Source organism: Bradyrhizobium sp. McL0615 (assembly GCF_049993905.1).
Classification (GTDB): domain Bacteria; phylum Pseudomonadota; class Alphaproteobacteria; order Rhizobiales; family Xanthobacteraceae; genus Bradyrhizobium.
Window position 1 is genome coordinate 3,870,259 of record NZ_CP188254.1, and the last position, 11,896, is coordinate 3,882,154.

Sequence of the window (11,896 nt, forward strand, 5' to 3'; positions counted from 1 at the left end):
CAGGATTATTCGTTGAATCGCCGAGACATGGCAAGCGTCGGGATTCTGACTAAGATTGGATAGGTTTGTGTTGTTGGCTTTGTGAAAGACTCCACGGGCGTTGCCGCTCTCTATCTTGGCAAGCGGGAAGGGAAGGAGCTGGTCTATATGGGCAAGGTCGGACCGGGCTGGTCGCGTACGTCTCCAGTCAAATTCGCAAGCAATTGGTATCTGTGGTGAGCCCGAAGTCCAAGCTCACCAAGCCCATCAAGAAGCCGAGGGCAGCGTGGGTTGAGCCGACCTTCGTTGCCGATATTGAGTACCGGGACATCACCTCGCAGGGCATTTTGAGGGCCAGTTCGTTCAAGGGACTAGCTCGGAAATAGAGTGCCCAGATCATGCTGCAGCCCTATCCCTTTTCACGGCCTCGCGCGCGGATCGCTTCTCATTTAGGGCGACGGTTTCGCAAAGCCTGTGTGTTTTCCGACACACAACGAGCTCTCGAATCGCACTATCCTCAAATCTTCTCCCTAGACTAGGGGGCACCGCCGCAAATGGCGGGCCCCTTTTCGTAGGCGGCGGAGAAGCCCATGACAACACGGCGGGCGAGAACCGGCAATCTGCTTGCGATGCGGGCGGAGGCCGGAAAACAAGTCGATCGGATTTCAGCTTCGCGTTTCCCGGTCCAACACGAAATTCAGCATCTACAAAACGAGCTGAACGCATTTAACGACCGGATCATAGAACTGGAAAATGAAGGCCATCGTGGCCATGCGATGGAAGTGTTGAAGGTAAAGGCGATAGACTTTGCACGGCAGATCGATGAACTTCGCTGTTTATTAGTCGGACCGCTCACAAAGCCTAGGGTGTGATCGAAATTAAAAAGCTGCTCTGTCGCTTTACCTAAAGCCAGCCACGCTGCAGCCTACTTGCGAAAAAGCCTGGCAGCAACTTCGTTGAGTTTCTCGCGGTCACGGCCAATCTTCCGCATCAGCTCGCGAGCCTGCTCTACTGAGATGTCGTGCTTCCGGGCGAAGTAGCCAACACTATAGGGCTCGTCCAATTGACGTCGCCGAATGGCAATTCGTTTCGTCCGTTTCGCCATGCCCGGAGACTATCAGTCACAGAGCCGCGTTCCAGCTTATTTCAGATAAGACCGACCCACAATTGAGCCTCGGGTGGTTTTTACGTGATTGGCGCAGGCTTCTTAAACGCTAGAGTTGGCGATCAGCTTCAATCGAGCCTTCGGAAAGTAAGGCCCCTTAGTCGGCGGCCTCTTTTTCATCCCAGAACCCGGTACTCAAACGCCACGCCGTCGGGATCGTTTTCCGCAAACCAAGCCTCCGCAGCATCGGCGCTCGCAAAGACCTTGAGTTGATCAGGGCCTCCAACCTGTTTGCTCGTGAGTTCTAATAAGGCTCGTCTGGTTCACGCTGGCGGGCCATAATTATTTGGCCAATTGGGGTTGCCACTTATTCCCGCCTTACTTAAGAACGGTTCCAAATCGCCGTAACGGTGGGGACCGATGGCAGCAGAATACAAGGTCTACGCCATAGGCCCGGACGGCCATATCATCCTGCGCATTGATCTCGTCTGCGATGACGATGCCGCCGCCAAAGAGCGCGCGAGGCAGTTAGTTGATGCCCATCCTATCGAGTTATGGCGAGGTGAAGATTTCTTGGGCCGTTTTGAGCCCTTGAGTTAGGCCGACTCAATTTGTGGCCCCTTCGAGCACATCGTATTCAAAGGCAACGCCTTCAGGATCGTTTTCCGCGAAAACCAGGTTTCCGCGGCGTCGGCATTAGCAAAGACTTTGAGGTGATCGCGGTCGCCGACCTGCTTGCTGGTGTTGACGTAGACAAAGACTGTCATAGCGTCGGCCCGTCATCCAATTCGGTGCTGACTATGTTACTTCGGGAAAATAGTGAGATCCCAACAAGTCCGAGAATCGCCAGGGCGGTTCCGATTACGATTAGCCCATGTAGGTGTGCTAAGAAAAAGTATAGGGCGTTTTTCATTTTCGCCTCGTTTCGCTTCCACGAGCGATCAATGATGCAATAGCTCACGAAATTGGTGCCAGTCGCCTTTGACGGTCTCGAAGCCTCTGAGCTTTTCGCGCTCCGTGGGCAAAAGACTGGCAATAAATGCCGCTCGCTGACGCCGATCGCGGACGACGTGCTCAGTAAGTACGATGGCGACACAGTAAGCGTCCGGTGAAGACCGCACAGCGGCCACTCAGGCTGCCTGATCGACTTGCTTGTTTCGGTGGCGCCAATTCCACGGAAGGAGTTCGTCGAGCCTTTGGACGGGATGCTCGGCGATGCGCGCCAGAACGTCGGCGAGCCAGGCTTGCGGATCGACATCGTTCATCTTGGCGGTGACGATCAGGCTGTACATCACCGCGGCACGCTCGCCACCGCGATCAGAGCCGCAGAACAGCCAGGACTTTCGACCCAAAGCGATGCCGCGCACGCCACGCTCCGCCGCATTGTTCGACAGGCAGATGCGGCCGTCGTCGAGGAAGCGTATGAACGCGCTCCAGCGCTTGAGCATGTAGTCCATGGCCTTGGCGATGTCGTTGCGACGCGAGAGCTTGGCGCGTTGCTCGCGCATCCAGGTTTCTAAATTGGCGACCAACGGCGCGCTCAGTTCCTGGCGGACGGCCCGGCGCCGTTCGGGGCTCTGTCCGTTGATGCCTCGCTCGATCTCAAACAAGGCGTCGATCCGGCGGACTGCTTCCATTGCCAGCGGCGAGATCACTGCCGGCTTCTTGCCCTTAGCCTTGCGACGCGCATTCTCAGCCAGATCAGCCATTACGAAGAATGGTCGTCGGGCATGGACCCAGCACGCGGCTTCCAGGATCGGACCTGCGTTGCGGCCCGGGTCGTAAAGCTTGCCATAGCCGCTATAGGCATCGGCCTGGAAGATGCCGCTGTAGCCGGCCAGATGCGCCTGGGGATGCTCGCCCGCGCGATCGCGCGAGTAATAGAACACCGCCCCCGGCGGGGCCGGCCCGCCAAAAGGCTTGTCGTCGCGCACATAGACCCAGATCCGGGCGGTGTCGGTCTTGCCTTTGGCCAGGACCGGGACCGTGGTGTCGTCCCCGTGCAATCGCTCGGCGCTCAGCACATAGGCCTCGAGGCGCTTGAACAAGGGCGCCAGCGCCGCCGTGCAGCCGCCGACCTGGTCGGCCAGGGTCGATAGACTGATCGGCACGCCCTCCCTGGCATAGCGTTCCGCTTGGCGGTTCAGCGGCTGATGCTGGCCAAACTTCTCGAACAGCACCATCGCCAGCAAGCTTGGCCCCGCCCAGCCGCGGGCAATCACATAGAACGGCGCCGGGGCCTGGCTGATCTTCTCGCAATCACGGCAAGTAAACTTCTCGCGGACGTGCTGGATCACCTTCCAGGATTTCGGGACCACCTCCAACGTCTCGGTGATGTCCTCCCCGAGCCTGGACAGCCGCGCGCCGCCACAGCAGGCGCACACCACAGGCCCCGGCACGATCACCCGCTCGCGAGGCAGATGCTCCGGGAACGGCTGGCGCGACGGTCGCTTGCGCGTGAACGACGCCACCTTCATGGTTTTGGTCGCGGCCATTTCGGCTGCGAGCTCGTCCTCCGTCGCCGAACTCTCCAACTCCTCCAGCGTCAGCTCAAGCTGATCCAATAGTCGCGCGGTACGCTCCGAGCGCGGCCCATAGCGGTCGCGATTGAGTTTCTCGATCTGCAGCTTCAGATGGGCGATCAGCGCCTGGTTGTCGGACTGCTGAGCGCGGGCGGCCGCAGCCTCCGCGCGAGCAACGATCAATGCCGCTTTCAGCGTTTCGATGTCGTCTGGCAGCGATTCAAGGCCGTCACCCATGGCCCCGATGGAATCACAAAAGGGGCGATTTGAGGCGTCTTTTCTTCCGTGCTTCAGAACATTTTTGAGCCTATCCCGCGCTCTGTGGCCGCCACGTATGCTGCGGGTTGCGCCAGTCGATCGCCTCCAGCAGATAACTCATCTGCGCCGCAGTCAGCCCCACCACACCGCTCACCGTCACCGGCCAGACAAAACGGCCACGGTCTAACCGCTTGGCGTAGAGCGACAATCCAATTCCATCGTGCCACAAGGCCTTGATCAGCGAACCGCCGCGGCCGCGGAACACGAAGACATCTCCGGCAAACGGATCTCGACCTAGGCTTTCCTGCACCAATAATGACAAACCCTGCATGCCCTTGCGCATGTCGGTGTAGCCGGTCGCAATCCAGATCCGTGCGTTCGAAGAGATCGGGATCATCGACGCTCCAGAACCTGCAACACCCGCGCCAGCGCCGTCGCATCGACGCCGGCGTCGACAATCACCCGACGATCCCTGCCAACGACAATCACCATCTGCCCGCTCGTCGGTGTGGCAGCAACCGCCGGCTCGACCTCAGCGGCAAGGACGACCCGCGCAAAGCCAGATTGTTCGCTTTGAGGGCTAATCGGCTCGGCATTGAGCGCGCGACGCCATGTCATCAGCAACGAACGTGATATGCCATGGCGCCGTGCCGTCGACGATATAGCGCGCGGCGCTTCAAAGCTCTCGGTCACGATCCGCAGCTTCTCGTCATCCGACCAGCGCCGCCGGCGACCAGTCTCGACCACCTCAAGCCGCTCAAGCTGAGTACTGCGCTTATGGCTGTCCATAAGGACTGTTACGCACCAATTGGACTAATCCAACAAGGCGGCCCTCGCCAGAGGGAAACGCGACACAAGCAGCAAAACCGATGAAAAAACCTGTCCAGAACATAGCGTACTCCTGTTCAGAACAGCCTGGGTCACAGAATAGCGTCTATCATGCCGCAGTGCGGTGGCCATATTGCGGCGCACCGTGATCACCTTTTAGAGACTGGAAAACGAAAGGTTCCTACTGCCGCCCATGCTGTTAGATATTCAGAGAGCCTCGAGATGCGGTGCGCGAACCCGAAGCGGCAAGCTCTGTCAGTCTCCGGGGATGCCTAACGGCCGGTCCCGGATGCACGGCGGGCCATCTCCTGAGGCACCGAAGGCCAACCAGAACGCTTTCAAACACGGCCGCTAGTCGGCCCGATCGACCCAGCAACGGCGCCAGATTGCGGCGCTCATCAACGAAATGAGCGAGACGACTCAACGCACTTTGGGGGGCCTGCACGAAAAACCCCCGCCGCACTTGGAAGACGGCGGGGGCGAACAGGGTATGGAGCGAGGGCAGCTGCTGTGACCCAAGCTGATGTCGCTCGCAATGGCCTGCAGACGAAGTGAAGCGAAATGAGTGCAGAGAGACAAGACGAAGATATGAGCAACGCGCGCAGGAACCGCGCAAACGGAACAAGGAAAGGTACGACGATATGGAAGAAGTTGCGAGAGGTGGTGACCATGTTGCAGGCTCACACTCCTCTGAACAATCTGACTGAGCAGGAAGGCTACGAGGTCCTCGCGTGGGCTGAAGCGAACCTTGAGCGCGGTCAGTCGGGCGACATGGTGCCAAGGCCCGAGTTGAACCGGAAAGCGGTCTGATGTTTTTGAGTCCCCAGATTCTGGTTAGAAATCCGCCGAAGATCGTTGCGGGCGGGGGGCTCACTCGGCCTCCAAACCAACCTCGGCTCCCTCGTCAGCCTCGACAACACGCTGAATGATGCCACGGGCAATGTCACGGCGCTGACGACCAACAACACAGTGACGTTCGTATCGCCGCCCGGCGGTCCTGGCTGCCGTCACCAACTGCGCGAATTTTGTTTCCGCGTCATCACAGTATTTGAGCCATGCTGATGCGACTGGCATCAACGTTGCGGGTATTGATTTTTCGCTGTCTTTCTGGGCTTGCGCGACCACCACCAGCGGCGATGCTGCCGTAGCTCCAACTCATAATCGACCATACGCCACCGAACATGAGAGCCAAAATTGTGAAAATCGTTGGCAGGTTGGCGCGTATCATTGGCCAACCATTGAGCAAGTTCTGAAGCCACTGCGGTATACCACTCTCCAGCCCGAGGGCTGATCTTAGCGGGAGGTTCGTTCCACGGACGAGTAGCTGCTCGCCGAGGGAATGGACTCAGCCCCTGGACTTCGCCTTCAGCCCCAGCTCTACAAGCCGGCGCTTATGGTCGTGCGGCATCTGCCGTTGACTTCTTCATTTCGTGCGACCGGTCCATTAGCGATCGGATCTTAGCTCCGCTCTCTGCCGCATCGGCTGAACCAGCGCTGACATTCTCAGCGGTGCACTTTGTAGTTGGCGGGTTTCCGCACTGTCGGGCGAGCGCATCCCAGCCGACGCATTGTCCCGAGCTGCTTCGGTAACCCGGGCCGCCCCTGTCACCGCAGGCTGCCAGCGCCGGCTGGCAACACATCACAGCCAGCGCAAAAATAAGCGACGTTCGCATGTTTCCCCCATCTTTTGCTCAATCGAACCGCAACTAGCGATGGAGGGCAAGCCCGTAGGGGCACGGGAGCCCTCAGCCTTTGGGCTTACTCTTTAGCCCCAGCTGCAAGCGGCGCGTTTGGTCTCTAACGCAGAATTTAATGGGATTTGGATAATTGCGAACCTACGTCAGCTTCACGAAGGGGCGGACCATGAGCTGTGAAAACGGAGCGTAACATGTTGGCGCGGACGAAACCCTTCTCGATTGCAATCGCAGTAATGCTTGGAATCGGGGTTAACGTGTATCTGGCGATACCCGCCTTTTCTGCTTCTCCTCCTTCCCAAGTTGCACCGCAGAGCCGATCCGCTTCTCCGTTGCACGATGGCGATCTTGTCCGGGTGCGTTCAGGTGGGCCCTTGATGACCGTTACCGCAGTCCAAGGCGATCAGGTGAATTGCTCGTGGACCGACGGGAACGGTGATCTCAAATCTGAAAGTTTCCCAATCGCCGTGCTAAGCCTACCAGTAACAGTTCCTCCTCCGGATGATCTGCGCCAAGAGCAAGAGGAAGAACGAGCGGCCGATCAGTATTATAAAAAGCACTGCCCGTCGGGGTCAGTATCGTTCACGGGCAAATTCCATTGCGCCTTTTGATGTCATCCGCGATGGTATTGGAAACATCGCTACCCAGCGGCCTTCGGGCATATAAGCGAAAGCCCCGCTGGGGGAAGAGGACTTTCTGATGGGCTCCATGCTTTCGATTGTCGGCGTTATCTCGTTTAGCGCGGTCAATGGTACGCCATCGATACTGGCACCCTCACGGGACTGCTCCAGACAGCGCTAGAGGCGATCCTTACCTTCCTCGTTGTCGATGGCTCCTACAACCCCCTCACAGGCGGGACCGCTCCCCAGAGCGAAGGGTAAAATACCCTCCCAGACCGCCAAAACGGCCTAGAACACGGGTTCCGGGCCTTTTGTACTTACTGCGGTCGTCGAATCGTTTTAGCCTTTCCTGAGCAAACTTTGGAGAGTGCCATGGATGACGGAAGGCAGGCCGAGCCCCAGCCGGATACCGACGCCCAGGAGAACACCAGCAGCATCAGTGAGGGCGTCAGCAACCTCGTCGGATCGATTAAGACCCTTGTAACGGATGCGACGTCCGTGATCACGGATCATATAAAAAGCCCCGCTGAAGTTTCAAACCGGGTTGAGACTGCAGTTCCTCCGGTTGAAGAGAATTACGACGCCCCTCCAATGACTGCGGATGAGATAGCGCGGCATGCAGCGGCTGACCATCAACCGGCACCGAAAGCAAAACGCTCGAAACGCAAGAAGGCTGCTGTCGCCAAAACGGCTCCTCCGAAGAAGGCAAACAAGAGGAGCGCTGCTAAGAAAGGAAAGAAAACTGCTAAGACGAGCGTAAAGAAAGCAGCGAAAAAGACCGCAAAGAAGGCGGCCAAGAAATCAAATTCATCGGCTCAGAAAAAGACTGTGAAGAAAAGGAAGAAGTCCAAAAGGTAGCTCCTAATGGCTCGCGCCAGGTCGGTCCTAGACAGGATGATCCAGGCGATGAACAGGGGGGAGCCTGTTCGACTTAACGTCTACGCCGACTTCAAAATGAAGGACGTTGATGTGTTCGCAAAGCCAAAGCGCAAAAAGTGCACACCAACGAAGAAGCAGTCGACGACTAGGACGTTTCGCAAGCCGGTTCCGAAGAAGAAACCGGCCAAGAATAAACCGAGGCGCGCCTTGATTGATCGTTTTCGGATTAGCCGACTGCGATAATGTGGCACGTCCTCGTCAGGGCATGGCGGTCGCCGCGCCGTATGTCCCCTATCTAAAGAGCAAGAGATGTTTGCTCGGGATCTCCGACTTGCTCAAAGACCGAAATCGATACTCCCAGCAGCCTCACGGCCTTCTCCATCGGGAAGAGCGCCTTCAGCAGTTCGGCCGACACGAATTCTAACTCGCTGCGGTTCCCGACGCCGCCAGCGATCGTCCGGCTTCGCGAGATCAGTTCGAAGTCGGCGAACTTCACCTTGAGCGTAACGGTCCGGCCCCGTGAGCCCTTTTCCTCGCAGTGCCGCCAGACCTTGTCGATCAGCGGCCGGAAAATTTGGGCCAATCGCACGCGGTCCCGGACCTGGTCATCTGTTCCGCGATGTCGACCCTGTCGAGGAAGCACTGTGCCACGATGCGGTCCCGGCTGGTAGGTCGGGACCGCCCGTCGCAGACAGTGCCTTCACCCACTTGCAAGCAATGGACCGTCGTGCCCTCGATCATGCTCGACAGCACGCCGGTCCTCACGCGTACCTTGGCGCCATCGGCTTCCATGGTGAAGGTGTCTCCGTTCGACACGGCTAGAACCTTTCCCATGTAGTCCGCCGCTATCGCTGGCGAACAAGCAAATGCGGCGACGATGGCGGTGAGTAATCTCATTCCGGTATCTCCAGGCTACCGCCACATTCCCCGCATGCGCGCGCCTATATCGACCTTCGGCCCTTGGCCGGGCGTGCGCGCCGCACTACCGGCAGGCACAATCGGCCAGGAAGTCCGCTCGAACAGACCTAGCAGCTTTTCGGGAATGAAGCGCGTCCTGGAGGCATAGAGATGGCGATCGCCCTGCGCGTGCTGGCCGTGGACGAAGAACCGCTGCGGCACGACCAGATGGAGGCCGTCCTTGGCGCGGGTCATGGCGACGTAGAGCAGTCGGCGCTCCTCCTCGATCTCGGCCGTGGTGCCGGCACCGAGATCGGAAGGAATGCAGCCGTCGACGACGTTGAGCAGATAAACCGACTTCCACTCCTGGCCCTTGGCGGAATGAATCGTGGAGAGGATGAGGTAATCCTCGTCGAGCAACGGCACACCGGCCTGGTCGCTGGTCGCGTCGGGCGGATCCAGCGTGAGCTCGGTCAGGAAGCGTTCGCGCGAAGGATATCCGGAAGCGATCTGCTCGAGCTGGAGCAAGTCCGCCCGCCGGGTCTCGGCGTCTTCATGGATGCGATCGAGATGCGGTTCGTACCACAAGCGAGCCCGCTCCAGATCGACGGGCCATTCCGAATATCGGAGATTGCCCAAGGTCTCGACAAAGCCCGTCCAGTCGTCGCCGGCGCGCGGCGGCGTAGGGATACCCGCGAGTGCCGTGATCGGGTCGGCGGCCTCCGCCATGCGGTCGAGCACGCGCTGTGCGTTGGCGGAACCGATGCCGGGCAGCAGGTGTAGCAGGCGGAATCCCGCCACGCGGTCGCGCGGGTTTTCGACAAACCGAAGCAGCGCCAGCATGTCCTTGATGTGGGCGGCGTCGAGAAATTTCAATCCGCCGAACTTCACGAACGGGATGTTCCGGCGCGTCAGCTCGATTTCGAGCGGGCCGCTGTGGCTGGATGTCCGGAACAGAACGGACTGCTCCTTGAGCAACGTACCGGACTCGCGGTTCTCCAGGATACGCTCGACGATAAAGCGGGCCTGGTCGGCCTCGTCGCGGACGGTGACGAGTTGCGGCTTGGCTCCGGACGTCCGCTCGGTCCAGAGGTTCTTGGTAAAGCGCTCCTTGGCGAGACCGATAACACCGTTGGCGGCGGCGAGAATTGTCTGCGTCGAGCGATAATTGCGGTCGAGCGTAATGATGTTCGCAGGCGGCGAGAACTGGTCGGGAAAGTCGAGAATGTTGCGCACGGTCGCGGCGCGGAACGAGTAGATCGATTGGGCGTCGTCGCCGACGACCGTCAGCCCGCGGCCTCCGGGCTTGAGCGCCAGTAGGATCGAGGACTGCAGGCGGTTGGTGTCCTGATATTCGTCGACGAGGACGTGATCGAAGCGCCCGCCGATGTCGTCGGCGAGGCCGGCATCGCCGACCATCTGCGCCCAATAGAGCAGGAGGTCGTCGTAATCGAGGACGTTCTGCTTCTGCTTGGCTTCGACGAAAGCTGCGAACAATTCTTTGAGTTCAGCGGCCCACCCGGCGCACCAGGGATACGACGTGCCGATGACCTGCTCGAGCGGGGTCTCGGCGTTGACGCAGCGCGAGTAGATCGAGAGACACGTTCCTTTAGTCGGGAAGCGGCTTTCCGTCTTCGAGAAACCTTTCTCGTGCCTGACCAGGTTCATGAGGTCGGCGGAATCTTCGCGGTCGTGAATCGTGAAGGCTGGGTCCAAGCCGATTTGTTCAGCGTATTCGCGCAGCAGCCGGGCGCCGATGCCGTGGTAGGTGCCGGCCCAGGTCAGCGCGTCAGTCATGATGCCGGCGTTGTCGCCCATCACCTTGCGGGCAATGCGTTCGACGCGCTTGGTCATCTCGGACGCGGCGCGCCGTGAAAACGTCATCAACAGGATCCGGCGGGGGTCGGCGCCCTGAACGATCAGATGGGCGACCCGATGGGCGAGGGTGTTGGTCTTCCCGGACCCTGCTCCTGCGATCACCAGTAGCGGGGGCGCCGCCAATCCTCCCGCGGGGCCGTGCTCAACCGCACGCCGCTGCTCGGAATTGAGGGTTTCGAGGTAGGCGGTTGCCGTCTGCACCTTGGGCGTCCGTTCATGGTTGGAAGAAAGACGGTCAATGATTCCTGCTGTGATCGCAACCTAGACGCCCCGTCGGGGGTGACGCGGCTGCCAACCAAGTTGGAGCAAGGTCACGGAGGGGCGTCGCCCGGTCTTGGCGCACCTGCGGCAGCGCAGACGGCTTGCAAGATCGTGCACGAAGGTGGTCGGCGGATGCTTGAGGGCTGCCAGATCGATATCGTTCGGGGTCTTGCACCGTGAACACTGGATTTCCAGCCGGGGAAAGCCACCGTTGATCGCCTGGTCAATTGTTGGCGAGGGGTCGATCGGCTCGCCATCGCTCCACATCCGCTCGTTCCAGCTTTCGCAGAGCAACCTGCCGGCTTGCTGGATCAGCGCAGCGCCCTTGGCTCGCATCTCTGCTGATTGCGCAGCCAGAATGCCGGTCATGGCGCGTGCTTTCCCCAATTCCTTCGTTAGGGCCTTTCGGTATCCGCCTGACAGCGGCGTGGGGTGGTGTTTGGGCGCCATCCGGACATCCAAGCGCAGACCAAACTCGGGGAGCAGGCTAGGTCATGTCAAATCCCGGCCAGCACCCGTCTTCTTCGTGTCTTCCGGTGCGCTGCTGGCAGGTGTTGTCCAGCAGTCGCTGCGCGACGTCCTTCCAGACCGCGTTGCCGCCATATAATCGGACTGCATCGGCAGTCTGGATTTCGACGGTCCGCTCACAGCGGCGGCAGGAGATGCGCAGCACGTCGCGCTGAATCTCGGAAAGACGTCGCTGCCGCATCTGGGACCCGGTCGCGTCGGCGCGAGGGTCTTTGAGGACCGACCGCCAATATTCCGCTGGGAGGGGTGCATCTGGAGCCGCAGCGGAGGAGCCCCACCTGCGGGCGGCTTCAGCGGCCAGCTTTTCCATCTGCTTTGGGGTCGGCATGCGCCAGCTCGCGGGTCGGTCTGTCATGCCGAATTAGAACATAAAGAGAACAAAAGTCGAGTCCGATCGAGGCTCCGCTGCGAAAAATCCTCCTGCTGGAAAGGTTGCGATGTCGGAAC

The 11,896-nt window shown here is 59.6% G+C and carries 16 protein-coding genes; 7 read left to right on the plus strand and 9 right to left on the minus strand.

Annotated elements, in window-relative coordinates; genetic code table 11:
• Positions 1-203 precede the first annotated feature (203 nt).
• From ACPPVP_RS18175 to ACPPVP_RS18185, 3 genes are all read left to right on the plus strand, one after another.
• Positions 204-365 carry a hypothetical protein gene (locus ACPPVP_RS18175; RefSeq protein WP_426536670.1) on the plus strand — a complete coding sequence of 54 codons (162 nt, stop codon included), beginning with the start codon at positions 204-206 and terminating at the stop codon, positions 363-365.
• A gap of 204 nt (positions 366-569) precedes the next feature.
• A complete protein-coding gene (locus ACPPVP_RS18180; protein ID WP_426536672.1) occupies positions 570-851 on the plus strand; it encodes a hypothetical protein in 282 nt (93 codons plus the stop codon).
• Between the two features lie 653 nt (positions 852-1,504).
• Positions 1,505-1,684 carry a hypothetical protein gene (locus ACPPVP_RS18185; RefSeq protein ID WP_426536674.1) on the plus strand — a complete coding sequence of 60 codons (180 nt, stop codon included), beginning with the start codon at positions 1,505-1,507 and terminating at the stop codon, positions 1,682-1,684.
• Between the two features lie 530 nt (positions 1,685-2,214).
• On the opposite strand, the gene tnpC is transcribed toward ACPPVP_RS18185, so the two are convergent.
• The 3 genes from tnpC to tnpA form a co-directional block, all read right to left on the minus strand.
• Positions 2,215-3,843, minus strand: coding sequence for an IS66 family transposase (gene tnpC / locus ACPPVP_RS18190; protein ID WP_426527611.1), 1,629 nt, complete (start codon positions 3,841-3,843; stop codon positions 2,215-2,217).
• A gap of 70 nt (positions 3,844-3,913) precedes the next feature.
• Complete coding sequence (gene tnpB / locus ACPPVP_RS18195; protein WP_426527612.1) at positions 3,914-4,261, minus strand: IS66 family insertion sequence element accessory protein TnpB; 348 nt, start codon at positions 4,259-4,261, stop codon at positions 3,914-3,916.
• Positions 4,258-4,653 (minus strand): IS66-like element accessory protein TnpA, encoded by a 396-nt coding sequence (gene tnpA / locus ACPPVP_RS18200; RefSeq protein ID WP_426527613.1) that lies wholly within the window; start codon positions 4,651-4,653, stop codon positions 4,258-4,260. Before tnpA ends, tnpB begins: the two co-directional genes overlap by 4 nt.
• A gap of 232 nt (positions 4,654-4,885) precedes the next feature.
• Here tnpA and ACPPVP_RS18205 point away from each other — a divergent pair, with 232 nt between their 5' ends.
• On the plus strand, positions 4,886-5,047 hold the full coding sequence (locus ACPPVP_RS18205) for an HGGxSTG domain-containing protein (RefSeq protein WP_426536676.1): 162 nt from the start codon (positions 4,886-4,888) through the stop codon (positions 5,045-5,047).
• A gap of 233 nt (positions 5,048-5,280) precedes the next feature.
• Positions 5,281-5,502, plus strand: coding sequence for a hypothetical protein (locus tag ACPPVP_RS18210; protein ID WP_426536678.1), 222 nt, complete (start codon positions 5,281-5,283; stop codon positions 5,500-5,502).
• Positions 5,503-5,731: 229 nt separating this feature from the next.
• Here ACPPVP_RS18210 and ACPPVP_RS18215 read toward each other — a convergent pair whose 3' ends face one another.
• Entirely contained in the window at positions 5,732-5,920 is a 189-nt protein-coding gene (locus tag ACPPVP_RS18215) for a hypothetical protein (RefSeq protein WP_426536680.1), read from the minus strand.
• A 660-nt stretch (positions 5,921-6,580) separates the two neighbouring features.
• Between ACPPVP_RS18215 and ACPPVP_RS18220 the strand changes: the two genes are divergently transcribed.
• Together ACPPVP_RS18220 and ACPPVP_RS18225 are read left to right on the plus strand one after the other, a co-directional pair.
• Positions 6,581-6,997 carry a YodC family protein gene (locus tag ACPPVP_RS18220; RefSeq protein WP_426536682.1) on the plus strand — a complete coding sequence of 139 codons (417 nt, stop codon included), beginning with the start codon at positions 6,581-6,583 and terminating at the stop codon, positions 6,995-6,997.
• A gap of 381 nt (positions 6,998-7,378) precedes the next feature.
• Positions 7,379-7,864: a hypothetical protein gene (locus ACPPVP_RS18225; protein ID WP_426536684.1), complete on the plus strand. Its 486-nt coding sequence runs from the start codon at positions 7,379-7,381 to the stop codon at positions 7,862-7,864.
• Positions 7,865-8,180: 316 nt separating this feature from the next.
• Here ACPPVP_RS18225 and ACPPVP_RS18230 read toward each other — a convergent pair whose 3' ends face one another.
• The 5 genes from ACPPVP_RS18230 to ACPPVP_RS18250 are packed head-to-tail and all read right to left on the minus strand — an operon-like array spanning position 8,181 to position 11,804.
• Entirely contained in the window at positions 8,181-8,468 is a 288-nt protein-coding gene (locus tag ACPPVP_RS18230) for a hypothetical protein (RefSeq protein WP_426536686.1), read from the minus strand.
• Positions 8,444-8,782, minus strand: coding sequence for a thermonuclease family protein (locus tag ACPPVP_RS18235; protein ID WP_426536688.1), 339 nt, complete (start codon positions 8,780-8,782; stop codon positions 8,444-8,446). The genes ACPPVP_RS18230 and ACPPVP_RS18235 overlap by 25 nt, the downstream gene beginning before the upstream one ends.
• A 15-nt stretch (positions 8,783-8,797) precedes the next feature.
• Complete coding sequence (locus tag ACPPVP_RS18240; RefSeq protein WP_426536690.1) at positions 8,798-10,861, minus strand: ATP-dependent helicase; 2,064 nt, start codon at positions 10,859-10,861, stop codon at positions 8,798-8,800.
• Positions 10,862-10,921: 60 nt separating this feature from the next.
• Complete coding sequence (locus ACPPVP_RS18245; RefSeq protein WP_426536692.1) at positions 10,922-11,371, minus strand: hypothetical protein; 450 nt, start codon at positions 11,369-11,371, stop codon at positions 10,922-10,924.
• Positions 11,372-11,408: 37 nt separating this feature from the next.
• Positions 11,409-11,804, minus strand: coding sequence for a hypothetical protein (locus tag ACPPVP_RS18250; protein ID WP_426536694.1), 396 nt, complete (start codon positions 11,802-11,804; stop codon positions 11,409-11,411).
• Between the last annotated feature and the right edge of the window lie 92 nt (positions 11,805-11,896).